21 protein-coding genes and 1 pseudogene are annotated in these 23,776 nt (G+C 72.2%); 9 read left to right on the top strand and 13 right to left on the bottom strand.

All coding sequences use genetic code 11. From position 1 onward, the window contains the following. The first annotated feature begins 54 nt into the window (after window positions 1-54). Window positions 55-1,650, top strand: coding sequence for a Re/Si-specific NAD(P)(+) transhydrogenase subunit alpha (locus PSU4_RS00515; protein WP_281290649.1), 1,596 nt, complete (start codon window positions 55-57; stop codon window positions 1,648-1,650). 3 nt (window positions 1,651-1,653) lie between these two features. Then, complete coding sequence (gene pntB, locus PSU4_RS00510) at window positions 1,654-3,090, top strand: Re/Si-specific NAD(P)(+) transhydrogenase subunit beta (RefSeq protein WP_147101499.1); 1,437 nt, start codon at window positions 1,654-1,656, stop codon at window positions 3,088-3,090. 66 nt (window positions 3,091-3,156) lie between these two features. Here the strand turns inward: pntB and PSU4_RS00505 are convergent, their stop codons facing one another. Further along, a complete protein-coding gene (locus PSU4_RS00505; RefSeq protein ID WP_147101495.1) occupies window positions 3,157-3,501 on the bottom strand; it encodes a hypothetical protein in 345 nt (114 codons plus the stop codon). Window positions 3,502-3,859: 358 nt separating this feature from the next. Further along, window positions 3,860-4,837 (bottom strand): hypothetical protein, encoded by a 978-nt coding sequence (locus PSU4_RS00500; protein WP_222596120.1) that lies wholly within the window; start codon window positions 4,835-4,837, stop codon window positions 3,860-3,862. A 145-nt stretch (window positions 4,838-4,982) separates the two neighbouring features. Here PSU4_RS00500 and PSU4_RS00495 point away from each other — a divergent pair, with 145 nt between their 5' ends. Then, window positions 4,983-6,167 carry an HNH endonuclease gene (locus tag PSU4_RS00495; protein ID WP_147101492.1) on the top strand — a complete coding sequence of 395 codons (1,185 nt, stop codon included), beginning with the start codon at window positions 4,983-4,985 and terminating at the stop codon, window positions 6,165-6,167. A gap of 789 nt (window positions 6,168-6,956) precedes the next feature. On the opposite strand, the gene PSU4_RS00490 is transcribed toward PSU4_RS00495, so the two are convergent. The 4 genes from PSU4_RS00490 to PSU4_RS00475 are packed head-to-tail and all read right to left on the bottom strand — an operon-like array spanning window position 6,957 to window position 10,116. Further along, the gene (locus tag PSU4_RS00490) at window positions 6,957-7,358 is read right to left on the bottom strand and encodes an acyl-CoA thioesterase (protein WP_147101487.1); all 402 of its coding nucleotides are present in this window, start codon (window positions 7,356-7,358) and stop codon (window positions 6,957-6,959) included. A 13-nt stretch (window positions 7,359-7,371) separates the two neighbouring features. Continuing rightward, window positions 7,372-8,157: a maleate cis-trans isomerase family protein gene (locus PSU4_RS00485; RefSeq protein WP_281290648.1), complete on the bottom strand. Its 786-nt coding sequence runs from the start codon at window positions 8,155-8,157 to the stop codon at window positions 7,372-7,374. Next, window positions 8,154-8,990, bottom strand: a complete 837-nt coding sequence (locus PSU4_RS00480) for a fumarylacetoacetate hydrolase family protein (RefSeq protein ID WP_147101483.1) — start codon at window positions 8,988-8,990, stop codon at window positions 8,154-8,156. Before PSU4_RS00480 ends, PSU4_RS00485 begins: the two co-directional genes overlap by 4 nt. 13 nt (window positions 8,991-9,003) lie before the next feature. Continuing rightward, window positions 9,004-10,116: a cupin domain-containing protein gene (locus PSU4_RS00475; protein ID WP_147101480.1), complete on the bottom strand. Its 1,113-nt coding sequence runs from the start codon at window positions 10,114-10,116 to the stop codon at window positions 9,004-9,006. A gap of 103 nt (window positions 10,117-10,219) precedes the next feature. On the opposite strand from PSU4_RS00475, the gene PSU4_RS00470 reads away from it, so the two are divergent. From PSU4_RS00470 to PSU4_RS00460, 3 genes are read left to right on the top strand one after another with little or no spacing between them, the layout of a single operon-like run. Further along, a complete protein-coding gene (locus tag PSU4_RS00470; RefSeq protein WP_147101476.1) occupies window positions 10,220-12,466 on the top strand; it encodes an oxidoreductase in 2,247 nt (748 codons plus the stop codon). Window positions 12,467-12,471: 5 nt separating this feature from the next. After that, a complete protein-coding gene (locus PSU4_RS00465) occupies window positions 12,472-13,452 on the top strand; it encodes a carbon-nitrogen hydrolase family protein (RefSeq protein ID WP_147101473.1) in 981 nt (326 codons plus the stop codon). Beyond that, the gene (locus PSU4_RS00460) at window positions 13,449-15,089 is read left to right on the top strand and encodes an AMP-binding protein (protein ID WP_147101470.1); all 1,641 of its coding nucleotides are present in this window, start codon (window positions 13,449-13,451) and stop codon (window positions 15,087-15,089) included. Before PSU4_RS00465 ends, PSU4_RS00460 begins: the two co-directional genes overlap by 4 nt. Window positions 15,090-15,184: 95 nt before the next feature. On the opposite strand, the gene PSU4_RS00455 is transcribed toward PSU4_RS00460, so the two are convergent. Next, complete coding sequence (locus PSU4_RS00455) at window positions 15,185-16,054, bottom strand: PaaX family transcriptional regulator (RefSeq protein ID WP_147101468.1); 870 nt, start codon at window positions 16,052-16,054, stop codon at window positions 15,185-15,187. Between the two features lie 294 nt (window positions 16,055-16,348). On the opposite strand from PSU4_RS00455, the gene PSU4_RS00450 reads away from it, so the two are divergent. Further along, window positions 16,349-17,230 carry a manganese catalase gene (locus PSU4_RS00450; protein WP_147101466.1) on the top strand — a complete coding sequence of 294 codons (882 nt, stop codon included), beginning with the start codon at window positions 16,349-16,351 and terminating at the stop codon, window positions 17,228-17,230. Between the two features lie 10 nt (window positions 17,231-17,240). Here the strand turns inward: PSU4_RS00450 and PSU4_RS00445 are convergent, their stop codons facing one another. Continuing rightward, a complete protein-coding gene (locus tag PSU4_RS00445; RefSeq protein ID WP_147101462.1) occupies window positions 17,241-17,522 on the bottom strand; it encodes a hypothetical protein in 282 nt (93 codons plus the stop codon). Between the two features lie 48 nt (window positions 17,523-17,570). Here PSU4_RS00445 and PSU4_RS00440 point away from each other — a divergent pair, with 48 nt between their 5' ends. Then, window positions 17,571-18,338 (top strand): methyltransferase, encoded by a 768-nt coding sequence (locus PSU4_RS00440; RefSeq protein ID WP_147101458.1) that lies wholly within the window; start codon window positions 17,571-17,573, stop codon window positions 18,336-18,338. A 41-nt stretch (window positions 18,339-18,379) separates the two neighbouring features. Here PSU4_RS00440 and PSU4_RS00435 read toward each other — a convergent pair whose 3' ends face one another. The 3 genes and pseudogenes from PSU4_RS00435 to PSU4_RS32935 all read right to left on the bottom strand — a co-directional run. Beyond that, window positions 18,380-19,030: a L,D-transpeptidase gene (locus PSU4_RS00435; RefSeq protein ID WP_147101453.1), complete on the bottom strand. Its 651-nt coding sequence runs from the start codon at window positions 19,028-19,030 to the stop codon at window positions 18,380-18,382. 248 nt (window positions 19,031-19,278) lie between these two features. Then, window positions 19,279-19,809 carry a pyridoxamine 5'-phosphate oxidase family protein gene (locus tag PSU4_RS00430; protein WP_147101450.1) on the bottom strand — a complete coding sequence of 177 codons (531 nt, stop codon included), beginning with the start codon at window positions 19,807-19,809 and terminating at the stop codon, window positions 19,279-19,281. 65 nt (window positions 19,810-19,874) lie between these two features. Further along, window positions 19,875-20,123: pseudogene (locus PSU4_RS32935) on the bottom strand (HepT-like ribonuclease domain-containing protein); the annotation flags it as partial. A gap of 206 nt (window positions 20,124-20,329) precedes the next feature. Between PSU4_RS32935 and PSU4_RS31070 the strand changes: the two are divergent. Beyond that, window positions 20,330-20,488 carry a hypothetical protein gene (locus tag PSU4_RS31070; protein ID WP_186816661.1) on the top strand — a complete coding sequence of 53 codons (159 nt, stop codon included), beginning with the start codon at window positions 20,330-20,332 and terminating at the stop codon, window positions 20,486-20,488. Between the two features lie 25 nt (window positions 20,489-20,513). Here the strand turns inward: PSU4_RS31070 and PSU4_RS00420 are convergent, their stop codons facing one another. Together PSU4_RS00420 and PSU4_RS00415 are read right to left on the bottom strand one after the other, a co-directional pair. Next, window positions 20,514-21,380 carry an alpha/beta fold hydrolase gene (locus PSU4_RS00420; protein ID WP_147101447.1) on the bottom strand — a complete coding sequence of 289 codons (867 nt, stop codon included), beginning with the start codon at window positions 21,378-21,380 and terminating at the stop codon, window positions 20,514-20,516. Window positions 21,381-21,478: 98 nt separating this feature from the next. Next, window positions 21,479-23,776 (bottom strand): hydantoinase B/oxoprolinase family protein, encoded by a 2,298-nt coding sequence (locus tag PSU4_RS00415; RefSeq protein WP_147101443.1) that lies wholly within the window; start codon window positions 23,774-23,776, stop codon window positions 21,479-21,481.

The following is a 23,776-nucleotide window of genomic DNA, read 5'->3' as shown; positions in this document are numbered from 1 at the left end:
GACCACGCCCCACGGGCCCCATGCTTGCGGGCCGGCCCACACACAGGAGAGTGAATGCGCGACACCATCCAGGACGCCGAATCCCCACCGTCCGCCGCCACTGTACCGATGCGGATCGCGGTGGCGTCCGAGTCCGCCAAGTCCGAGACCCGGGTGGCGATGTCCCCGGAGACGGTCGGCAAGGTCGTGGCGCTCGGCTACGACGTGACCGTCCAGTCCGGGGCGGGTGCGCCGGCCGGGTTCGACGACGCCGCGTACGCCGAGGCGGGCGCGGAGGTGGTCGACGGTCCGGTCTGGGATGCCGACGTCGTCGTGATGATCAACGCGCCCGGCCCGGAGGAGATCGGCAAGTTCCGGTCGGGGTCGGCGCTGATCGCGATGCTGGCGCCGCGGTTCTCCGAGGAGCGCACCGCCGCCCTCGCGGCCCAGGGCGTGACCGCGCTGTCGATGGACGCGGTGCCGCGCATCTCGCGCGCCCAGTCGATGGACGTGCTGTCGTCGATGGCCAACATCGCGGGCTACCGGGCGGTCATCGAGGCGGCCCACGCGTTCGGGCGGTTCTTCACCGGTCAGGTCACCGCGGCCGGCAAGGTTCCGCCGGCCAAGGTGCTGGTCGCCGGTGCCGGTGTGGCCGGGCTGGCGGCGATCGCCGCGGCCAACAGCCTGGGCGCGATCGTGCGCGCCACCGACCCGCGCGCCGAGGTCGCCGACCAGGTCAAGTCGCTGGGTGGTGAGTACCTGGCGGTGGAGGTGGAGCAGGAGGCGTCCACCGACGGCTACGCCAAGGCCACGTCGGAGGCCTACGACAAGCGGGCGGCGGAGATCTACTCCGAGCAGGCCGCCGACGTCGACATCATCGTGACGACCGCGCTGATCCCGGGCCGTCCGGCGCCGAGGCTGATCACCGCGGCCGACGTGGCGTCGATGCGTCCCGGCTCGGTGCTCGTGGACATGGCCGCCGCGCAGGGCGGCAACGTCGAGGGTTCGGTGGCCGGGGAGGTCGTCACCACCGAGCATGGTGTGACGATCATCGGTTACACCGACCTCGCGGCCCGGCTGCCCGCGCAGGCCTCGCAGCTCTACGGCACGAACGTGCTGAACCTGCTCAAGCTGATGACCCCCGGCAAGGACGGGCGGCTGACGCTCGACCTCGACGACACGGTCGTGCGGGGGCTGACCATCGCGCACGGGGGTGAGGTGCTCTGGCCGCCGCCCGCGGTGTCGGTGAGCGCGGCCCCCGCCGCACAGCCCGCAGCGGCGCCGGCTCCGGTCAAGGAGGAGAAGGAGCGTTCGCCGCTGGCCAAGGCGTTGCCGCCGGTCATCGGTGCGGTCGCGCTGTTCCTGGTCACGGCGTTCGCGCCGGCGGAGCTGGCCGGGCACCTCACGGTGTTCGTGCTGGCCATCGTGATCGGCTTCTACGTGATCGGGAACGTGCACCACGCCCTGCACACGCCGCTGATGTCGGTGACCAACGCGATCTCCGGGATCATCGTCGTCGGCGCGATCCTGCAGATCGGTACCGGCGGCAGCGGGCTGGTGCTGGGTCTGGCCGCGGCGGCGACGCTGCTGGCGTTCATCAACATCGTCGGTGGCTTCGCGGTGACCCGCCGGATGCTGTCGATGTTCTCGCGCAGCCCCGGGAGGAGCTGAACCATGCAGACGTGGACGACGGCGGCGTACCTGATCGCCGCCCTGCTGTTCGTGGTCAGCCTCGCCGGGCTGTCGCGGCACGAGACGTCGCGCTCCGGTGTGGTGTTCGGTATCGCCGGGATGACGATCGCGCTGGTCGCCACCGCGATCGTCGCGTTCGGCTCGGCCTCCGGGCTGGGCATCACGCTGCTGCTGGTCGCGCTGGTCATCGGTGCGGCGATCGGGCTGTGGCGGGCCCGGGTCGTCGAGATGACCGGCATGCCCGAGCTGATCGCGCTGATGCACAGCTTCGTCGGTCTCGCCGCGGTGCTGGTGGGCTGGAACGGCTACCTCGAAGTAGAAGGCGGCGCAGCGGAAGGCGGCGCCGGTGGCGAGGCCACCGAGTTGAGCGGGTCGCTGCTGGGTATCCACCACGCCGAGGTCGCCATCGGCGTGTTCATCGGCGCGGTCACGTTCACCGGTTCGATCATCGCCTACCTGAAGCTGTCGGCGAAGATGAAGTCTGCGCCGCTGATGCTGCCGGGCAAGAACGTGCTGAACCTGGGCGCGCTCGTCGTGTTCGCGGCGTTCACCGTGTGGTTCGTGATCACCCCGCAGCTGTGGATCCTCGCCGTGCTCACGGTGCTGGCGCTGCTGCTCGGGGTGCACCTGGTGGCCTCGATCGGCGGCGGTGACATGCCCGTCGTGGTGTCGATGCTCAACAGCTACTCGGGCTGGGCCGCCGCGGCGTCGGGCTTCCTGCTGGGCAACGACCTGCTGATCATCACCGGTGCGCTCGTCGGCTCCTCGGGTGCGTACCTGTCCTACATCATGTGCAAGGCGATGAACCGGTCGTTCGTCTCCGTCATCGCCGGCGGGTTCGGGGCGACGGCCACGTCGGCCGCCGCGGTCGAGGGCGAGCACCGCGAGGTCAACGCCGCCGGGGTGGCCGAGCTGCTGGCCGACGCCCGCTCCGTGGTGATCACGCCGGGCTACGGCATGGCCGTGGCGCAGGCGCAGTACCCGGTCGCCGAGCTGACCCGCAAGCTGCGTGATGCCGGTGTCGAGGTGCGCTTCGGGGTGCACCCGGTCGCGGGGCGGCTGCCGGGGCACATGAACGTGCTGCTGGCCGAGGCCCAGGTTCCCTACGACATCGTGCTGGAGATGGACGAGATCAACGACGATCTCGCGTCGACGGACGTGGTGCTGGTGATCGGGGCCAACGACACGGTCAACCCGGCCGCGTCGGAGGACCCGGGCAGCCCGATCGCGGGGATGCCCGTGCTGACGGTGTGGGAGGCCAAGGACGTGATCGTGTTCAAGCGGTCCATGGCCACCGGCTACGCGGGCGTGCAGAACCCGCTGTTCTTCCGGGACAACACCCAGATGCTCTTCGGCGACGCCAAGGCCCGCGTCGAGGACATCCTCGCCGAGCTCGGGGCGCACGTCCGCACCGGCTGACGCCACCGCCCCGCCGAGCCCCCACCCAGGTCGGGGCTCGGCGCGGGCGGCCGGTCCGGCCCCGTCCTACTGCGCCGCGGCCGGGTCGGTCGCCTCCTGGGCGCGGACCGCGATGGGTGCACCGGCGAGGTCCTCGTCGTTGCACAGCAGTTTGACCTCGTAGTAGACCCCGTCGGGGCTGTCGTCGTAGTCGAGGTGGACACCGATGACGTCGACAGGCTCGCCGAGCCACTCCTGCACCTCGCGCAGCCAGCGGGCCGACCGCTCCAGTGCCGAGGGCAGGTCGTCGTCGCGGAAACCGACGGGTCGGAACGGAACGTCCTGGATCGCGTCGTGGCGGTGCAGCGGGCGGGGAAGGCCCCGGGCCAGACCGGCGTCGTCGAGGTCCAGGGCGACAGAGTTCTCACTCACGCGTCCAGGATGACGCCGGAACGCGGTGACGGCAAACACGACGACCCCGGACGGTCCTGCGTCTGCCGTCGACACGTCGCTGCCGTCACACGTCGCTGCCGTCGACACGTCGCCGGCGCCGATGTCCGGCTTCGGCCATCACGACTACGCGGTGTCGGGGATTGTGGTCGAGCGTGGCCGACGACGACGTGCCGGGCTCGGGGCCTGGTGTGCTCGGCGAGGACCTCGCCGTCGAGGTCGGTGACGATGATCGTGTCGCCGGGCCGGTTTCCGTCGCTGACGACGAGGACCTGTGTGAACGCGTGGGCGCCACCGACCTTGTAGGTCGCCCTGTCGAGGCCGATGGTGCCGGTGGAGCTCACCGTTCGTGGGTGTGTGCCGGCGGGTAGGCCTGCGGGCGTGCTCGGCCGGGGCACCATGGTGGGGGCCGGCGGCCTGTAGACGGGCCGGTCGGGTTTCGGGCGTGATGGATCGGCTTTCGGGGGCGTCTCCCACGCGGCCAGCGGTGTGATCCGCCCGGGCGGCCCTTGGTGGGGGCGCCCGGTGTTGTCGATGTGGTCGAACGCGTCGATCGGGCCTGGAGGCTGGGCGTGTGGCCGCCGAGGGTTGCTTGTCGAGGTAGCGGAACAGGGTCTGGTGGAAGCTTGTCCGGCTTGCCGGTGATCGCCTCGACGCCCAGCGCAGCGACATGCCCGACGAGCCGCCCGACCAGACCACGACGTGAGGGGTTGGGTTGAGCGCGAGCCCGTTGTCGGTCAGCAGCCGTTGTGGGACGCCGTGGGCGGTCACGGCCCTGGTCGGAGACCGCGATCGCATCCTGGGCGGTCTCACCGGCCGCGGCGTGGGAGGCGAGCGCGTAGCGGGGGTGGTCGTCGATGAGTTGGAAGATCACGCATTTGCGTCCGCCGGTCAGCACGTACTCGGTGGCGTCGAGTTGCCAACAGGCGTTCGGCGCCGGATAGACGAACCGCCGCCACGCCGAGCGGGGCTTCTTGCGCGGTTCGCGCCGGGCGACACCGGCCTCGCGGAAGATCCGTGCCAGCGACGCCGTCGAGGGCACCGGGCTCAGACCCATCGCGCGCATCTTGTCGTGAACGCTGATCGGGCCGTGGTCCAGACCGGATGCCTCGAGCGCGGCCCGCACCGCGACAGCCTGGGCCTTGACCTGCTCGGTCAGCTTCGACGGGCTCGAGCGCAGCCGTCTGGACCTGGGCTCGAGCACCGCCGCAGGCCCTTCGTCCCGAGCGGGTTTACGCAGCTCGTAGAACGACCTACGCGAGATGGCGTGCTCGGTGCAGAACGTCGAGACCGCCCCGCGCGGCGCGTCGTCAGGCACCGCCGCAGCCTTGCCACCGAAGTGTCACCACCACGTAGACCCACAGTGTCACCGATGTACTGCGACATGACAGGCTCGCCCGCCTGCGCGGAAAAATATCGAACGTGTGTTCGAAAGATGGCGGTTGAGCTGGTAAGATCGGCTCATGACCGCAATCGTCGACGATCTCTCCCCGGCAGAGTCCGGGGGACTTTCGCGAGCGCGGCGGGCTGAGCGGGTCGCCCGGATCGAGCAGCTCGTCCGGCTGCGCAACTCGCTCGACGCGGAGATCGCGGCGGAGGTGCGGGAGTTCGCGCTCGAGGAGGTCGAAGCTCGCCTCGAGGAAGTCGTGGTCGCGCCGGAACGGGTGGAGGCCGGGATCGTCGCGCAGCTCGGGTTGGCGCTGAGGGTCTCGCCCACGCGCGCTCGTGTCCAGCTGCGGTTGGCCCGGGACCTGCGTGCGGGTCTGGATCGGGTGCGGGATGCCTTCGCCGCCGGGGACCTCGACGAGCGGAAGGTGGCTGCCATCGTCGCCGCCGCAGCGCATCTCGGCCCGGACCAACGTGCCGAGGTGGACCGACGGTTGTCCGAGCGGGACCTGTCCGCGTTCGGCCATCGCCGGGTCGCCGATCTGGCCCGATCGATCGTCGCGGCCGTTGCGCCGGAACGCTTCGCCGAACGTGCTCGGGCCGCCCGCGCCGACCGGCACGTGTCCATCCGGCCTCTCGAGGACGGCATGGTCCGGCTCAGCGCCGTCCTCCCGGTGGAGCAGGGGGTCGCCTGCTATGCGGCGCTGCGCAGAGCCGTCGTCGAGCACTGGGTCGACCCCGACCCGGTGACCCGCACCCGCGGGCAGGTCATGGCCGACACCCTCGTCGAGCGGCTGACGGGTCTGGATGCCGCTGCCCCGGTCGCGGTCGAGATACAGGTGCTGGTCCCGGTGGAGGCCCTCCTCGATCCGCAGGCCCCGCTACCCGCAGAGATCCCCGGCTACGGCCCCACCGACCTCCTCGACCGCGCCGTCGTGGCCGGCTGGCGGCGGTTGGTCACCCAGGACGGCATCGTCGTCGGCGGAGACTCGCGTCGGCGCGCCTTCACGGGGGTTCTCGCCGACCTCGTCCGCATCCGGGACCGTGGACGATGTGGCGAGGTCGGATGCGACGCCCCGATCCGGCATCTCGACCATGTCGCCCGCTGGAGCGACGGCGGCCCGACGTCGCTCGGCAACGGGCGTGGCGTCTGTGTGTTCCACAACCTCGTCCGCGAACAGCCGGGCTGGAGAGTCGAGAGCCGAGGCGGCACCCGCACGACCACCACACCCAGCGGGCGCAGGTACGCGCTACGCCTGTAGCCCGGCCGGGTCGACTGTGTCGCCCGGCGTCGTTCAGACGGTGGGAATGGCTGACGGGGACGAAGAATCGTCGGGGTCGGCTGCATGGAGGAGGAGCTACCGTGTCCGGCGGTCCGCACGCCCGGCCGTCTGCGTTGGGCGAGTCCGGGCTGACGTGCGTGTTCTTCCGCGCCGAGAACGGCCTTCCGCCCCCGGGGCTGCGGCCGCACCTCACTCCGGCGATGGTGCAGGCAGTCGGCGGGCTCGCCCCGGCCGACGCCGGGCACCTCTGCCGGGGCCACGGGTGCCGCGGTCACCGGCCTCGGCCAGTCTCGGATCGGCGACGTGCAGGTCCGGCATCTCGCGGCGCGGGTCGGCACACGCGACGGCGCCGAAGGGTGGGAGCCCCCTTCGACGAGTGAGTCGTGTCGTCTCCGGGTGACCGGTGCGGGGGCGTCGGCACCGGTGACGCGGCGGGTGTAGCGGAGGGTCGCCGGGGCGGCTCGTCAGGAAGTCGCCGTACTCGCCGCGTTCTGCGCCGGTGCGCCCGCGATCAGGAAACCGATGAGGATGCCCTTGGCCGACATGGCTTCTCCGTTTCTTCTCGGGCGGCGGGGCCGGGCGGCGGGGCCGGGGCGGCTCCCTTCCTGATGTCGACGGTCGCGTGCCCGGACCTGCGGAACATCCCCCATGTCGCCCGTTCGCGCGCCCGGCCGTCTCGGTGACATGGCGGATGTTCCGTGTCGCCGGGGCACGGTCCGGCGCGCACGTCGCCGGGCCCCCGGGTCGGTCGGACGCCCGGCGAGCGCGTCAGCCGCCTGCCAGGGTGGCCCGTACGTCGTCGGGCCACGGGGTCGCGGCCGGGGCGTCGGGCGTGGCGTTGACGACCGTCGTCGACCCGGCCGCGGCGATCGTGGATCCGGAGCGGACCTCGAAGTCGTAGCGCATCGACGTGGTGCCGACGTGTCCGATCGTCAGGTCGATGTCGACCGCGTCGCCGAACCACAGCCGGGCGCGGAAGTCGGCCTCGTAGCGGACCCGCGGGATGCGGCCGAAGAGGCCGGCGAGACCGAGCCGGCCGAGCAGTTCGGCCTCGGCCGCCTCGACCCAGCGCAGGACGACACCGTTGTAGTAGTGCCCCGACGCGTCGGTGTCGGACCACTCGACCGTCCGCCGGATCGTGACGGTGGGCCGGGTCGCGGCCGCGGTCACGGGGGCGCCCCCGTCACAGGGCGACCGTGGCGGGCGGGTCGGCCAGCGCGTACCCGCCGCCGAGCAGCGCGCCACCGAGGGGCGCGACCGCGGGCAGGTCGAGTGCCCGCAGCATGCGGTGGGTCGTCGCGACGGCCGCCGACAGCACCGGTTTGCCCAGCAGCTGCTGCACCTCGTCGATCACGTCGAGCGAGGGCATCTGGACGCATGCCGAGAGAACGACGGCGTCGGCGTCGGACCGGTCCAGCTCCTGCGCGTGCGTGATCAGCCCGCGCGGGTCGAGCGCGGCGACGTCGAGGTTGTCGGGCACGCCGAGCGCGCGGTGGTCGAGCACGTCGACGCCTTCGGCCTCGATGTAGTCGACGACGGTGCGGGTCAGCTCGGGCAGGTACGGCGCGATGAGCACGATCCGCCGGGCGTCGAGTACCCGCAGCCCGTCGACGAGCGCTCCGGCGCTGGTCACGACGGGTGCTGGTCCGCCGTTGTCGACGGTCCGCGCGTGCAGCCGGCGTTGCGACTCGCGGTGGTAGCCCGGTCCCATGCTCATGATCGCGACGAGGCAGGCGTAGCCGAGGACGTCGACGCGGGCGTCGGAGAGCTCGACGGCGCAGCGGTCGGACTCGCCGTCCATCGCAGCCAGTTCGTCGGCGGTCACCCGGGTCATGCGCATCCGGCTGGAGTGGAACGTGAACCGCTCGGGCGCGACGGTTTCGCGCGCCCGTAGCAGCGCCGGGATCTCGGTCTCCATCGTCACGTTGGAGCTGGGGACGATCTGGCCGATCCGGAAGGGACGGCTCATCGGGCGTCGACCACCGGGTTGCGCAGGGTCCCGATGCCCTCGACGGTCGCCTCGACGACGTCGCCGGGGCGCAGGAACTGTGGCGGGTTCTGGGCCGCGCCGACGCCCTGGGGTGAGCCGGTGGCGATGACGTCGCCGGGTTCGAGGGTCATGCCGGAAGAGATGTCGGCGATCAGTTCGGCGACGGTGAACAGCATGTGGGCGGTGTTGCCCTTCTGCTTGACCTCGTCGTTGACCTTCAGCCCGAGGGCGAGGGCCTGCGGGTCGGGGACCTCGTCGGCGGTGCGGACGGCGGGGCCGAAGGGGGCGTAGGAGTCCTGGCCCTTGGAGAAGAACCACTGCCCGGAGCGGCGTTGGTCGCGGGCGGAGATGTCGTTGACGATCGAGTATCCGAACACGTGGGTGAGCGCGTCCTCGCGGGACACCTTCCGCGCGGCCCGCCCGATGACGACGGCGAGCTCGCACTCCCAGTCGAGCTGCTCGGTGAGGGTGCCGTCGTGCAGGATCGGCTCCCCGGGCCCGACGATCGCGGTCGCGGGTTTCGAGAACAGGACCGGGCGCGTCGGCAGCTCCTTGTGGGTGTCGAGGGTGCGGGCCGACTCGTCGACGTGTTCGACGTAGTTGAGCCCGACCCCGACGATCTTCCCGGGGCGGAACGGGGCGTGCAGCTGCACGGAGTCGCGTGCGACGCGCGGGCCGTCGAGGGGCGGGAGCGCCGCGCCGAACAGCCCGCGCAGGTCGGTGACGTGCGCGGACAGGTCCACGACCTCGTCGCCGTCCAGGGCGCCGGGCCGGGGCGGACCACCGTCGACGGAGAAGGTGACCAGGAGCATGGGAGGTTCCCTTTCAGACGGTCTGGTGGCCGTCGTTGTCGGCGTAGGCCTCTTCGCGGTAGAAGCCGAGCGAGCGCATCACCGGGAAGTCGGTGAACGAGAACAGGCACGCGTCGTCGGACGTGCTCGCGTTGGCGTGCTCGTGCCAGGCCCACGACGGGATGGCGAAGATGTCGCCCTCGGTCCAGTCGTAGTGGACCCCGTTGATGATCGTGTGGCCCGAGCCTTTGGCTGCGGTGTAGACCTGCGAGCCGACCTGGCGGTGGGCCAGCGTCCGCTCGCCGGGGCGCAGCATCTGCATGTGCGCGCTCATCGTCGGCATGACGGATCCGCCGGTCAGCGGGTTGGAGTACTCCATGATGATGCCGTCGTAGGGCGAGCCGTCCGACGCCTGCGCCGCGTTCTGCAGCGCCTCGTAGGTGGGCTCCCACGGGTAGGCGGTCAGCGGTGAGTACCGCTTGTCCCACGGGTCGCCGACGGGCCGTAGCTGGCCGGCGCCGTAGGTGAGCACCGACGAGTTCGTGACGCCGTCCTGCTTCTGGTAGACGTCGGGGTGCACCTCGTAGAACGGGGCGTCCAGGGCGTTGACCAGTGGGATGTCGAGTCCGTCCTGCCAGATCACGGCGCCCTCGGACTCGAGGCCCTCGTTGCCGTGCTCGTGCCACGTCCAGTTCGGGGTGATCGCGAAGTCGCGGGGGCCGACCTTGAGCTTCTGTCCGTCGACGATCGTCCAGGCCCCCTCGCCTTCGAGCACGAACCGCAGTGCCGACGCCTGGTGGCGGTGCGCGGTCATGGACTCGCCGGGGGCCATGACCTGCAGTCCGGTGTAGAGCAGCCCGCAGGTGGCGGCGATGTCGCGCAGGTCGGGGTTGTAGAGCGCGACGACGCGGCGGCCGGCGTCGTCGCCGCTGACCAGGCCGAGTGCCTCCAGCACGAGGGGGCGCAGGTCGGCGTAGCGCCACAGCATCGGGCGTGAGCGCGGCTGCGGGTACCAGGGCTCGATCTTGTTGGCGATCTTCCACAGGGCGCCGGCCTCGAGGTCCTCGAGACGGCGGTAGTAGGCCTCCAGCTCCGCGGTGTCGCGCACGCGGGCACGCCCGAGGACGTCGTCACTCAGGTCGGTCATCACGTCTCCTCGTCTCTCGTCGCCGACTCAACATAGCGTCTTTTCGACGACAGCAACAGATGCTAATGTTGCGTCCACTCAACCAGCGTCAGGAGTGAGGAATATGAGGATCGCCGTCGTGGGTGGAGGTCCGGGCGGCCTCTACCTCGCCGCGCTGGCGAAGCAGCTCGACCCGGCGCGCGAGGTCGTCGTGTTCGAGCGCAACGCCGTCGACGACACGTTCGGCTTCGGCGTCGTCTTCTCCGACGAGACCCTCGACGGGCTCGAGCAGGCCGACCCGGTCCTGTTCGCCGCGGTCTCGGCCCGGTTCGCGCGCTGGTCGGACATCGACGTCGTGCACCGCGGCGAGACGGTCACCTCCGGCGGGCACGGGTTCTCCGCGATCAACCGCCGCGTGCTGCTGGAGCTGCTGGCCGAGCGCTGCGCCGAGGTGGGCGTCGACCTGCGGTTCCGCACCGTTGCCCCGCCCGTCGAGCAGCTGCGCGCGGAGTACGACCTCGTGGTCGCCGCCGACGGCGCCCGGTCCGCGATCCGCACCGCGCACGCCGACGTGTTCGGCCCCGACCTCGACGTCCGTGGCGCCCGCTACATGTGGCTCGGCACCGACCGGGTGCTCGACGCGTTCACCTTCGTGGCCAAGCAGACCCCGCACGGCGCGCTGATGGTGCACGCCTACCCGTTCTCCGACGAGCGGTCGACGTTCATCGTCGAGACCTCCGAGAACACCTGGCGCGCACTGGGGTTCGACGGGGTCGACGCCGACGCGCTGCCGCCGGGGGTCAACGACGAGGCGAGCATCGCCGCGATCGCCGAGCTGTTCCGCGAGGAGCTGGCCGGTGCCGCGCTCGTCGCGAACAACTCGAAGTGGCTGCGGTTCACCACGGTTCGCAACCGGCGCTGGCACGACGGCAACCTCGTGCTGCTCGGCGACGCCGCGCACACCGCGCACTTCTCCATCGGCTCGGGCACGAAGCTCGCGATGGAGGACTCGCTGGCACTGGCCGCGGCGCTGCGTCGCCACGACGACGTGCCGACGGCGCTGGCCGCCTACGAGGCCGAGCGCCGGCCCGTCGTCGAGTCCACCCAGCGGGCCGCGCAGGCGAGCCTGGAATGGTTCTCCGACGTCGACCACGTGACCGGGCTCGACGCGGAGCAGTTCGCGTTCAACCTGCTCACCCGCAGCCGCCGCGTCACCTTCGACAACCTCGCGGTCCGCGACCCCGACTACGCCGCGCGCGTGCGCACCCACTTCGCGCCCGGGGCGCCGCCGCTGTTCCAGCCGTTCACCCTCGCGAACATGCTGCTGCCCAACAGGATCGTCGCCGCGCCGGTCACCGTCGACGCCGCCCGCGACGGGGTGCCCGGCGACGCCGAGATGCTGATGCTGTCCGCGGCGGCCGTCGGCGGGGCGGGGCTGGTGCTCACCGGCGGGACCGCCGTCGGACCCGATGCCCGTGCCGCGAAGGAGAGCAGCGGGCTCTGGTCCGATGAGCATGTCGCGGCCTGGCGCGCGATCACCGACCGCATCCACGCGACGTCCGACGCCCGGATCGGGGTCCAGCTCACCCACGCGGGCCGCCGCGGTGTCGCGCCCGTCGCGCCGACGCCCGTCCCGTACCGGGCCGGGGAGGCGGAGCCGGGACCGGTCGACGAGGACGCCGTCGTCGCCGCGTTCGCCGCCGCCGCCCGCCGCGCCGCCGACGCCGGGTTCGACGCGCTCGAACTGCACGCCGGCCACGGTCACCTGCTGTCGACGTACCTGTCGCCGCTCACCAATCCCGGCGCACTCGCCGACCGGCTACGGTTCCCGCTGCTGGTCCTCGACGCCGTTCGCGGCGCGTGGGCGGGTCCGCTGCTGGTCCGCATCTCCGCGGTCGACCACGCGCCCGGCGGGCAGACCGTGACCGATGCTGTCGAGATCAGCCGGGCCCTCGCCGAGCACGGTGCCGACGCCGTCGACGTCTCGTCGGGCGAGGTCGTCGCCCACCAGCGGCCCAACTACGGCCGCAGCTACCAGACCCCGCTGGCCGAGCGGATCCGCCACGACGCCGGCGTCCCGGTGATCGCGGTCGGCGGCATCTCCACCGCCGACGACGCCAACTCCATCGTCCTCGCCGGCCGCGCCGACCTCGTCGCCGTCGGCCGGGCGATGCTGCACGACCCCGCCTGGGCCCTGCACGCCGCCGTCGCGCTGGGCTGGGACGACGTCGAATGGCCCGCCCACCTGCGCGCCGGGGCCACCCCGCCGCCCACCGCCCGGCGCGTCCCGCCGCGGCTCACGCTCACCGATCCCGAGCCCGCGCCGGTCCACCGGCGCTGGCGTCCGCTGCTCACCTCCGCGAAGGGCTGACCGCCATGCTGGAGCTGCCGCGTTTCACCGCCGCCGCCGTCCAGACCGCACCCGTCTACCTCGACGCGGCGGCCACCGTCGCGAAGGCCGCCGACCTGATCGCCGAGGCGGCCGGGAACGGTGCGACGCTCGTCGCGTTCCCCGAGGCGTTCGTGCCCGGCTACCCGTACTGGAACTGGACGATGAACCCCGTCCAGGGCTCGCCGTGGTTCGAACGCCTGTACCGCAACGCGATCGACGTCCCCGGCCCCGAGGTCGACACCCTGCGCGACGCGGCGCGGCGCCACGGCGCCACCGTCGTCATCGGGGTGAACGAGCGCGGCGCGCACAGCATGGGCGTCCTCTACAACACGATGCTCACGATCTCGCAGGACGGCGAGCTGATCGGGGTACACCGCAAGCTGGTGCCGACGTGGGCGGAGAAGCTGACCTGGACCGGCGGCGACGGCAGCTCGCTCGTCGTGCACGAGACGCCGGTCGGGAAGCTGGGGGTGCTGGCCTGCGGGGAGAACACCAACACCCTCGCCCGGTTCGCGCTGCTGGCCCAGGGCGAGCAGGTCCACGTCGCGTCCTACATCGCGCTGCCCGTCGCGCCGGAGGACTACGACATGGCCGACGCCATCGCGATCCGCACCGCCGCGCACGCCTTCGAGGGCAAGGTCTTCTCGGTGGTGTCGACGTCGGTGGTGTCCGAGGAGATCGTCGACGCCGTCGCGGGCGACGACGAGACCGTCCGCAAACAGCTGTCCCGGCCCCGCAACGCGCTGTCGGGCATCTTCGGGCCCGACGGCCGCCCGGTCGTCGAACCGTTGATCGACGACGAGGGCATCGTCTACGCCGAGATCGACCTCGCGCGCAGTATCCAGGCCAAGCAGATGCACGACATCATCGGCCACTACAACCGGTTCGACGTGTTGTCGCTGCACCTCGACGCGACCCCGAAGGTCCCGCTCGTGGTGAAGGGACGTCAGGAGGCCGACCGATGACCGCCCATGTCGACACGTTCTGCCGCGACGGGCTGCCACCGGCCGACCAGCAGCCCGAGTTCGTGTTCGACCTTCCCGAGCTGCAGTACCCACAGCAGCTCAACGCAGCGACCGCGCTGATCGACGACACGATCGCGCGGTTCGGCGCCGACCGCCCGTGTCTGGGCTCGCCCGGCGAGACCTGGACCTACGGCGACGTCCTCGCCCGCGCGAACCGCATCGCGCACGTCCTCACCGCCGACCTCGGTGTCGTCCCCGGTAACCGGGTCCTGCTCCGCGGGCCGAACACGCCGTGGCTCGCGGCGTGCTGGCTCGCCGTCCTCAAGGCCGGGGCGGTCGCCGTCGCGACGATGCCGCTGCTGCGCCGTCACGAGCTCGACAAGATCAACGCGACGGCCCGTCCCGCCGTCGCGTTGTGCGACGAACGGTTCCTCGACGAGCTCCCGCCCGAGGTGGCGGTGGTGTCGTTCGGGACGGACCTGCAGGCCCGTTGCGCCGCGCACCCGGTGACGTTCCCGGACGTCGCCACTGCTGCCGACGACGTCGCGCTGCTGGCGTTCACCTCCGGCACGACGGGGCGTCCGAAGGCGACGATGCATGTCCACCGCGACGTGCTCGCGATCGCCGACACGTTCTCCGCGCACGTGCTCAAGCCCCGGCCCGACGACGTGTTCGCCGGGACGCCGCCGCTCGCGTTCACCTTCGGGCTGGGTGGGCTGTTGGTGTTCCCGTTGCGGGCGGGGGCGTCGGTGCTGCTGGTGGAGCGGGCGACGCCCACCGAGCTGGCGGCGATCGCGGCCGAGCAGGGGGTGACGGTCCTGTTCACTGCGCCGACGGCGTACCGGACGATCCTCGATGCCGGTGTCGGGCATCTGCTCGCGGGGGTGCGGCGCGCGGTGTCGGCGGGGGAGGCGCTGCCCGCGGAGGTCGCGGTGCGTTACCGCGAGGTCGTCGGGCGGTCGTTGATCGACGGTATCGGCGGCACGGAGATGTTGCACGTGTTCATCTCGGCGGCCGACGACGACGCCCGTCCTGGGGCCACCGGCCGGGTCGTCCCCGGTTTCCGGGCCGAGGTGCACGACGTCGACGGCCGCCCGGTGCCCGACGGGACGCCCGGCCTGCTGGCGGTGAAGGGCCCGACGGGGTGCCGCTACCTCGACGACCCACGTCAGCGCGACTACGTGCGCGGCGGCTGGAACCTCACCGGTGACGTCTACGTGCGTGACGCCGAGGGCTGGTTCCATCACGTCGCGCGGGCCGACGACATGATCGTCTCGTCGGGGTACAACATCGCCGGGCCGGAGGTGGAGGAGCTGCTGGCCACCCATCCCGACGTCGTCGAGTCCGGTGTGGTCGGGACCCCGGATCCGGAGCGCGGGGCGGTCGTGACGGCGTTCGTCGTGCTCCGCGAGGGAGCTGTTCCCGGTCCGGCGACCGCGCGGGCGCTGCAGGACCACGTCAAGGCCGTCGGGGCGCCGTACAAGTACCCGCGTCGGGTCGAGTTCGTGGATGCGTTGCCGCGCAACGCCTCCGGCAAGCTGCTCCGGGTCGCTCTACGCGAACGGGCGGCCGCGTCGCCCACCGAGCCCGAGGCCCCGGCCGCCCACCCGACCCCTCGCGCAGCCGCCACGGCATGAGGCGCGCCCTGACGAACCCTGTGAGCGGTAATAGTCGCTATAGCGACTATTACCGCTCACAAGGGTCGTCGGCCGTGCGAGGGCAGCCTGACGGGTCAGCCGGCGGCCGGGAGGGTCTCCGCGGGCCCGAGCAGGGCCTCGACGTGGCGGGCGGCGGGCTCGCGCAGCCGGGCCGAGAGTGTCGCGAACAGCTCGTGGGCGCGTTCGCCGTTCCAGCCCGCGGGCAGCAGCTCCAGCGGCAGTCCCGGGTCGGCGTAGGGCAGCCGCCGCCACGCCGTGAGCATGTCGACGAGATCGACGAAGGCGCGGGCGTCGTCGACAGCGCCGTCCCCGCCGGCGAGCCACCGCGCGCCGACCGGCTCGAAGCGGTCGAGGAAGTCGGCGTAGAGCTCCTGGAGCCCGTCGAGGTCCCACCAGGACGCGACGAGCTCGGCCAGCTCGCCGCCCGCGACGTGCGGACCGGCGAAGACCTGCGTGAACCCGGCCAGCCCCGCCCGCTGCAGCGTCTCGACCGTCGCGGTCTCCAGATGCCGCGGCGCGATCCAGGTGCCGGGGGAGACGGTGCCGAAGCCGAGCCGGGTCAGCATCGAACGCAGCTGGTAGCGCTTGGCGCGTTCGGTGTCGGGCACTGAGAACACGACGAGCAGCCAGCCGTCGTCGGCGGCGCCTCGGGTGTGGCCGAAGATCCGGACGTCGCCCTCGGCGAGCAGGCCGTGGGCGTCGTCGGACAGGGCGTACCCGGCGGCGTCGGCGCGGCGTTCGGCGTCGACCAGGCCGCGCCGCTTGAGCCGGTGGATCGCCGACCGCACGGCCTGCACGTTGATGCCGACCTCGCCGAGCAGCCGGACGAGCCCGGCGATGGGCAGCCAGCCGCCGCGTTCGCGCGCGTACAGGCCGTACACGGTGAGGATCAGCCGGCCGGGCTGGCCCGCGGCACCTCCGCCGTCCTCGTCCTCGATCGCCACGGCGACAACACTACTGGCGACGTTCAGCGGTGCCGCTGCAGCGTCTCCGACGGCAGCTCGCCGAAGCGGTCGCGGTACCGGATGCGTGAGGGGGCGCGGGACTGCGACGGCGCCACGACCTGAGGTGACACGACCCGCCCGGCGACCCGGCCCCGGTCGGACTTGTTTCGCCTCGGTTGGTTTGGACGTCGACTGCTCGGGCAGGCGACTGCGGGCCCCCGATCCGGCGGTCCGCAGCGGTCCAGCCTCGCGCCGCCATCCCCGGCTCACCCCCCACACATTGGAGGACCGTCCGTGTTCCTGCACCGTCAAGAACTGCAGTTCACGTCCACCCCCGACAAGCCCGACGCCGTGTACGCCCGCAAGCTGCAGGAGGTGCTGGGCGGGCAGTACGGCGAGATCACCATCGCCATGCAGTACATGTTCCAGGGCTGGAACATGCACGTGCCCGGGAAGTACCGCGACCTGGTGTTCGGGATCGCGTCCGAGGAGATCGGGCACGTGGAGATGCTCGCGACGATGATCGCGCAGCTGTTGGAGAAGTCCCCGCTGGGCATCACCTCCGATGCGGTGCAGGACGACCCGACCGTGGCCGCGATCGTCGGTGGAACCGATGTGCAGCACGCGATCGTGGCCGGTGCGGGCGCTCGTCCCGTCGACAGCAACGGCAACCCGTGGCAGGGCTCCTACATCACCGGTTCGGGCAACCTCTTGGCCGACTTCTCGCAGAACGCCGCTGCGGAGATGCAGGGGCGCGTCCAGGTCGCGCGCCTGTACCACATGATCGACGACAAGGGTGTGCGCGATCTGTTGGCGTTCCTGCTGGCCCGCGACACGATGCATCAGAACATGTGGCTGGCCGCCGTCGCGGAACTGCAGGAGGAGGGCGCGGAGAAGCTGCCGGCGCCGAGCAACTTCCCGCAGTCCAAGGAGCACACTGAGGTCTCCTACCAGTACCTCAACTTCTCCGACGGTGCGCACGCCGCGGAGGGACGGTGGGCCAAGGGGCCCAGCCCTGACGGGAACGGTGAGTTCACCTATCACGACGGGCCGACGACGAGCGCGCCGATGCCGCCGCCCACCCACCCCGACAGCCGCTTCTACGGCACGACCGAGCTGCCCAACGCGGTCGAGAAGGTCGCCGGGGCCGCGCAGGATGCACTGAACAAGGAGTAGCGGCGGGTTCTCAGGGGGTCCGGTCGCGCAGCCAGGTGGTGCTGCCGGCCGCGAGCCCGCGGGACTTCGGCGTCGACCCCACCGGCGTGACCAGCAGCGCGGCCTCGTGGGGCAGGCACCACTTCACGGCGTGGTAGACCGCCGACAGCGATGCGGAGCTCTCGATCAGCAGCAGCCCCGGCGCCGCCTCCCGGGCCTCCTCCCACGGCCCGACGAGGTCCACCGGTGGGTGCGAGGTCCAGGCGAGGTAGACGGCCACGGGCGTCACGTACCCCGGACGTCCGTCCGGCACCCGTGGCTCCACCGGTCGCGGGAGCGCTGGGGGTGCGACGATCGCGGCGTGGCGGAGGACGCATGGGCGGAGCTGGCGGACGCGTTCGTCGACGGCGCGTACGCCACGGTGAAGGGCCGGGTGCGGACCCACGTCCTGCACCGCCAGCTGCTCGGCCATCTTCCGCCGCCGCCCGCGGCGGTGCTCGACGTCGGTGGGGGAGCGGGGCACCAGTCGCTGCCGCTCGCCCGGCTCGGGTACGACGTGACGATCCTCGACCCGTCGCCGGCGATGCTGGCGCGCGCCGCGACGCGGGTCGCGGCGGAGCCCGACGAGGTGCGCGGGCGGGTCCGGCTAGTGGAAGGACCCGGCGAGCGGGCCGACGAGCTGACCGCGGGGTCCGGGTTCGCGGCGGTCCTCTGCCACGGCGTCCTGATGTATCTCGACGACCCACGCCCGACGGTCGACGCGCTGTGCCGCTGCGCCGCGCCCGGCGGGATGGTGTCGGTCACGGCGCTCAACGCGCGGACGCTCGCGGTCCGCCCGGCGCTGGAGGGCCGGTGGGACGACGCGCTGGCCGCGTTCGACGCCACCACTGAGATCGGGGTGCTCGGCGCGCCGACCCGTGGCGACACCGTCGACGGCCTGTCGGAGTTGTTGCGCGCCAACGGGGTACGTCAAGAGGCGTGGTGTGGGGTGTGGCTGTTCGTCGACTGGGCGCAGATCCCCGACGACGCGGACGCGCAGGCCGTCGCCGAGGTCGAGCTACGGGCGGCCGCGCAGGATCCGTACCGCACGCTCAGCCGCGTGTTCCATCTGGTCGGCAGACGGGGATGAACCGCGGGCCGGCCGCCCCTCCGCAGCCGGCCCGCGGAGGCTCAGCTGTCCCCGGAGCCGCTGTCGTCGGCGCCGCTGTGCTCGGCCTCCCAGGCCCGGACGCCGCCGAAACCGTAGGTCGGGCCGTCGTAGCTCTGGCCACGTGCTTCGAGCTCCTCGGACGCCTTGACGACCTGCACCGCGTCGCCCAGCTGCAGGTAGTCGTACCAGGCCTTGGCGTCGTCGGTGGCGAGGTGGATGCACCCGCCCGACGCGGCCTCGGGGTCGCCCTCGTGGAAGGCGATGCCGCCGTCTTCGAAGAACACCGAGTACGGCATCGGGTCGGCGACGCCGTTGGTGAAGGACTCGCCGCTGACGTGGTCGATGTCCTTGAGGTAGACGTGCAGGTCGTGCCCGACGGGCGTCGGCTCCGTCTTCCCACCCGACGCGACGTTCACCGGGCCGCGGGTCACCACCCCGTCGTTGATGAGCCAGGCGCGCTGCGAGTCGAGGTCGACGCACGCCTTCGCCGTCACCGAGCACGGGGTGCCGGGCACCAGGGCCTGGGAGCGGACGGCCGCGGTCGCCGCCGACTCGCCCGTCGCTGGGTCGGGTGCGGTGTTCGCCGCGAACGCGGTGCCGGCGAGCAGGACGCTCGTCGCGACCGTGACGACCCCGAGCCCGACCGCGCCGTACGCGTGCCGCCTTCTCACAACCGCTCTCCTCTCGTGCCGGCCGTCGAACACATCGACCGCCGATACAGGTGGAGACGATCGTCGGCTGATCGGGTTGCGCGTCGGCACCGGAAAACCGCTCGTCGTCGCCCAGCTGCGTCGGGTTCGCACCGACTCGTCGCGGCATGGGCGGTTCGTCCGCGGCGCTCGGCCGGAGCTCGGTGCGGCGGCCGGTCGAGCGGTCGTCGAACGGCGCTCTCCGTGTGGGCGACAACCACGCGGTGACGTCAGAACCGCCACGTCGTCGCGCCGCCGGGTTCGACCGTCTGCAGCGCCGTCGCCGACTCCGGCGTGATCCGGTAGACCCGCCACGGCGGTGTCCCCGCCGACGGAGCGCTGAACGGCGCCGTCAACGCCGCACCCGACCCGTCGACCTCGCACGGCCAGCCCCCGGCCGCCCAGTCGGCCGCCCGCGCCGCCACGACCTCCCGGTCGGTGACCATCTCCGCCCGGCCGCGGACCACGAGGTCGAACGTCGTCGTCGCCACGCTCAGGGCGCACCGCGGATCGCGGGCGATGTTGCGCCCCTTGCGGGTGCGCTCCCCGGTCTCGAACCAGAACGCGCCCTCGGCCCACAGCGCACCGATGCCCGTCACGTGCGGGCCGCCGTCGGCGTCCAGCGTCGTCAACCAGCAGGTGTGCCGGTCCGGGCCGCCCTCACCCGGCGCCTGCGGGAAGCCGGCGTCGAGCCCGGTCCGGATCGTCTCCCAGTCGAGCGCGGGGACGTCGTACAGGTCTGCGAGGTTCGTGGTGTCCATGACATGAGGACCGCGGTGAGCGCCGGAACTCATCTGTGCGGGCCGCAGCGGCTCGACGGCGGCCGTCAGCGGAGACGTTCCGCGTCCGGCGGCGTCGCGAGCAGGTCCTCCGTCAGCGTCTGCCAGGGGACGTCGAGATTGATGTCGAAGTGGTGATGGACAGGTCGGTCCCGGCATCCGGGCGGCAGCGGCCACGGCACCTCGGGGTGGTCGGTGCGGACATCGGGGCCGACGTGCTCCGCGGCTCCACCGACGATCTCGACCAGCTTCGCCGACGCGAGCCGGAGCGGCTCGTCCTCGTCGAGGTCGGTGCGGGCTCGACCCGTGCTGTCCGCGACGGCCTTCGTCCGGCATCGCGGAGATGCCGCAGCCGGACCCCGTCCTCAGGCCGCATAGAAGGGGCGTGCAGCAGTAGGCCGGGGGTACGGCCCGGGAGGAACTCGACGAGCAGGTCGACGTCGCTGGTGGGGCCGAAGGCCGTGGCCAGCGCGGAGCCGTAGAGCGCGAGCCGGCTGATGCCGTGCCGCACGGCGAAGTCGTCGACGACGTCATCGTCGACGACGACGCCCTGTCGGATCTCCATGGACGCGTTGTGCCGCAGTGCCGGGGCGGACGAGGGCACCCGCACGCCGACGTGTTGTCCCGGACGACGTTCGTCGAGGACGTCGCCGCGCGGTGACCTGATTCCCGGCCCGGGGCGCCGATCAGGAGCCGTCGAGGACCCTGCGCAGGGTCGCCGCGAACTCCTCGGGCTTGCCGGGGTAGCCGAACTCCCCGCCTGCGAACCCGCCGTGGTGGCTGGGGAACACGGTGACCTCCTGCCCCAGCTTCTCGGCGAGCGCGGTGGCGGTCCGGCCGGCGAACACGCCCTCGGACTCCTCGCCGACCGCGGCCACCACCCGCGTCGGCGCCGCCAGCAGGGCCTCGATGTCGGGACTGTAGCTGCTCACGGCCCACGAGATGTCGGAGAGCAACGGGTCGTCGCGCCGGCCGTCGTCCTCCGTCGGCATGCCGAACATCGCCGGGTCGGGCGCGGGCGCGGCGAAGTACTCGTCGGTGAACTCGCCCTTCCAGCTCGTCATCGCGATGAACGCGGCCATTCCGGCGTTGCCGCCCTTGGCGTTGTAGACGTCGAAGAACCCGGTGCGGGCGCGTTCGGCGGCCGCGGCGTCGGGCAGCAGGGGGATGGCGGGCGGCTCGTGGGCGACGAGGGTCCGTACGTCGCCGGGGTGGGCGGTGACGAGGGCGAGCCCCACCACGGCACCGCCGCTGCTGCCGAAGAGGTCGACCGGTCCGGCGCCCAGCTCCTGGATGAGCCGGTGCAGGTCCTCGGCCTGCACTTCGGGCCGGTGGTCGGTGCGGCCGTCCTTGCGGACGCTGCGGCCCAGCCCGCGAGGGTCGTAGGTGACGACGGTGCGGTCGGTGAAGTGCGCGGCCAGGGTCGTGAAACCCTCGGCGGTCATCGGCTGGCCGATCATCAGCAGCGGTGGCCGGCCGTCGGCGGTGGGCAGCGGGCCGATCACGTCGTAGGCGAGGTCGACGTCGGGGGTCGCGAGGGTGTGAGTCGTCATGTCAGCTCAGACGCCGCCCGCGCACGGAACTCATCGGTCCCGGGCACAACGGTCGTGAGTGGCGATGGTCGCCATGGCGACCATCGCCACTCACAGCGTCACACCGCGGTGAGGCGGCCCAGTGTCGCGACGGTGTCCTGGTGGTCGGCCGGGACCACCGCCGAGTAGAGCGCCGTCCAGCACGACGGGCAGCAGTACTGGCGGAACACCACGGGCGCGTCGACGTAGTCGGCGGCCGTCGCGATGATCTGCGGCCCCGCCTCGGTGGGCGGGCCCTCGTACAACGCCAGGGCGAGCGGCTCCTCGTTGTCGCCCAACGTCTCCGAGCAGTGCCGGCAGGCGACGGTGCCGTCGCCCACCTCGACGAGGTTGTCGTCGAGGCGCCGCGCGGCGGCGAGGTCGGCCCGGCCGCGGGTCTCGCCCAGCAGACGGGAACGGTCCCGGCGCTGCGTCCGCCGGCTGTCGCGTTCGGCCGCGGTGGCGGCGTCGTCGATCTCCGTGCCGTTCGCGACGACCCCGTAGACCGCGCGTGCGCCCGCGGCGGTGATCTTCTGCTCCCGCAGGTCGCGGGCCACGGCGGCGGGGTCGCGGGTGAGCGGGTCGCCGTACCCGCCGCCACCCTGCCAGGTCATCGCGAACACCTCGCCGGGCGCGAGGTAGCTCGACGCGTAGTTCTGGCCGGGTTCGAGCGTGTCGCTGATCTCGGCGAGGTCCGACGGCATCCGGCCCGCGGCCAGCAGCTCGGCGACGCGGCTGCGCCGGGCGACGACGTCGAGGCCGCTGTTGCCCGGGTGCCCGCCGGACAGGCCGGCGTTCTGCGCGACGGCCTTGCCCGCCGACGCCAGCACGAGCCCCATGGGGACGCTGGTGCCGTGGGGGGTGATCGCCACCGATGCGCCGAGCCCGCCGCGGTGCCGCCCCGGCCCGCCGGAGTCGGGCTCCTCGCGCCGCCACAACGTCAGCACGGGGTAGAGGAACTCGGTCATCTCGACGTCGGGCACCCGGCCCATCGGGATGCAGAAGAGCCCGCCGGTGTCGATGCCGTCGGCGTGGGGGCGGGCGCCGTAGCCGCCGGCCATGGGCTCCATGATGATGTTGAGGAACGGCGCCGGTTGCTCGCCCCGTTCGTCGAGGCCCGCGATGACGGCGGTGTCCCAGGTGCCGCAGCAGGTGGCCTGGACGTTCCTGCCGAGCTCCAGGTCGCGGTCGAGCATCTGGGCCAGGCACTCGGCGACGAGGCTGCCGGTCAGCCAGGCGGGGCCGATGGGGCCGCGGCCGACGGCGGCGGGGAAGGTCGCGTTGTTGATCGTGCCTTCCTCGGTGACGAGGTCGAAGCAGCGCATGAGCCCGCCGGCCGACCACGGGATGTCGCCGGCGAGGATCGGCAGCAGCGCGAGCATGACGCCGCCGCGCATGCCGGCGTAGGTGCAGTTGATGACGCCGGCCTGCGGGTCGGTCCCGGTGAAGTCGAAGCTCAGGTGGTCGCCGGACTTCGTCGTCGTCACCGTGATCTTGTGCAGGTTGCGGTCGCCCTCGTGGGACTGGTCCTGGTAGCCGGTGGCCGACCACGAGCCGTCGGGCAGCGCGGTCAGCTTGGCCCGCAGCCGGGACTCGGCGTCGGACATCATGCGCTTCATGACGGCCTTGACGGTGTCGGGCCCGTACTGCGCGATGAGGGCGTGCAGGCGCTCGGCGCCGACGTTGTTGGCGCCGATCTTGGCGCGCAGGTCGAGCCCGATGAGCATGGGGACGCGGGAGCGGCGGACCCACAGGTCGGCGACGTCGCGCTGGAGCTGCCCGCCGCGCACGACCTTGACCGGTGGGGTGGGCAGGGACTCGGAAAACACGTCCTGCGCTGCGGGGGAGAAGGAGCCGAGGCCGACGCCGCCCAGGTCGGGCTGGTGGGCGATGGCGCTGGTCCAGGCGAACAGCTTCCCGTCGTGGAACACCGGCTGGTAGACCATGACGTCGTTCTGGTGCAGCCCGCCGCCGACCCAGGGGTCGTTGGTGAGGAACATGTCGCCGGCCTCGATGCCGGGGTTGACCGCGCGGTTGCGCAGCGTCCAGTAGATGGCCAGGTCGACGGCGCCGACGAGCATGGTGTTGTAGAGCCCGACCTGGACCTCCTGGCCGAGCTCGTCGGAGATGGCGAAGTCGAAGTCGTTGGCGTCGGTGACGATCGGCGAGCCGGACATGCGCTTGAGCGCCTCGCCCATCTCGTCGGTCACCGACCAGAGGCGGTGCCGGACGACCTCGTAGGTGAGCGGGTCGAGGGCGTCGACCTGTTCCTGGGTCACCGAGTGCACCGGGAGCGACGACGGGAGACTCCTCGCCAACTCGGAAGGGTCGACTGGACGGCTGGAGAAGGCCTCCGAGCCGGGGATCGGCATGGTCAT

Origin of the sequence: Pseudonocardia sulfidoxydans NBRC 16205 (assembly GCF_007989085.1) — a bacterium.
Lineage (GTDB): Bacteria > Actinomycetota > Actinomycetes > Mycobacteriales > Pseudonocardiaceae > Pseudonocardia > Pseudonocardia sulfidoxydans.
The sequence above is the reverse complement of the archived record's forward strand: the minus strand, read 5'-3'. Positions and strand labels throughout refer to the sequence as shown.

Excerpts from the sequence above, each read along its gene's own strand:
- PSU4_RS00515 (WP_281290649.1), top strand. The coding sequence starts at position 55 with ATGCGCGACACCATCCAGGACGCCGAATCCCCACCGTCCGCCGCCACT.
- pntB (WP_147101499.1), top strand. The coding sequence starts at position 1,654 with ATGCAGACGTGGACGACGGCGGCGTACCTGATCGCCGCCCTGCTGTTC.
- PSU4_RS00495 (WP_147101492.1), top strand. The coding sequence starts at position 4,983 with ATGACCGCAATCGTCGACGATCTCTCCCCGGCAGAGTCCGGGGGACTT.
- PSU4_RS00485 (WP_281290648.1), bottom strand. The coding sequence starts at position 8,157 with ATGAGCCGTCCCTTCCGGATCGGCCAGATCGTCCCCAGCTCCAACGTG.
- PSU4_RS00480 (WP_147101483.1), bottom strand. The coding sequence starts at position 8,990 with ATGCTCCTGGTCACCTTCTCCGTCGACGGTGGTCCGCCCCGGCCCGGC.
- PSU4_RS00475 (WP_147101480.1), bottom strand. The coding sequence starts at position 10,116 with ATGACCGACCTGAGTGACGACGTCCTCGGGCGTGCCCGCGTGCGCGAC.
- PSU4_RS00470 (WP_147101476.1), top strand. The coding sequence starts at position 10,220 with ATGAGGATCGCCGTCGTGGGTGGAGGTCCGGGCGGCCTCTACCTCGCC.
- PSU4_RS00465 (WP_147101473.1), top strand. The coding sequence starts at position 12,472 with ATGCTGGAGCTGCCGCGTTTCACCGCCGCCGCCGTCCAGACCGCACCC.
- PSU4_RS00460 (WP_147101470.1), top strand. The coding sequence starts at position 13,449 with ATGACCGCCCATGTCGACACGTTCTGCCGCGACGGGCTGCCACCGGCC.
- PSU4_RS00430 (WP_147101450.1), bottom strand. The coding sequence starts at position 19,809 with ATGGACACCACGAACCTCGCAGACCTGTACGACGTCCCCGCGCTCGAC.
- PSU4_RS00420 (WP_147101447.1), bottom strand. The coding sequence starts at position 21,380 with ATGACGACTCACACCCTCGCGACCCCCGACGTCGACCTCGCCTACGAC.
- PSU4_RS00415 (WP_147101443.1), bottom strand. The coding sequence starts at position 23,776 with ATGACCATGCCGATCCCCGGCTCGGAGGCCTTCTCCAGCCGTCCAGTC.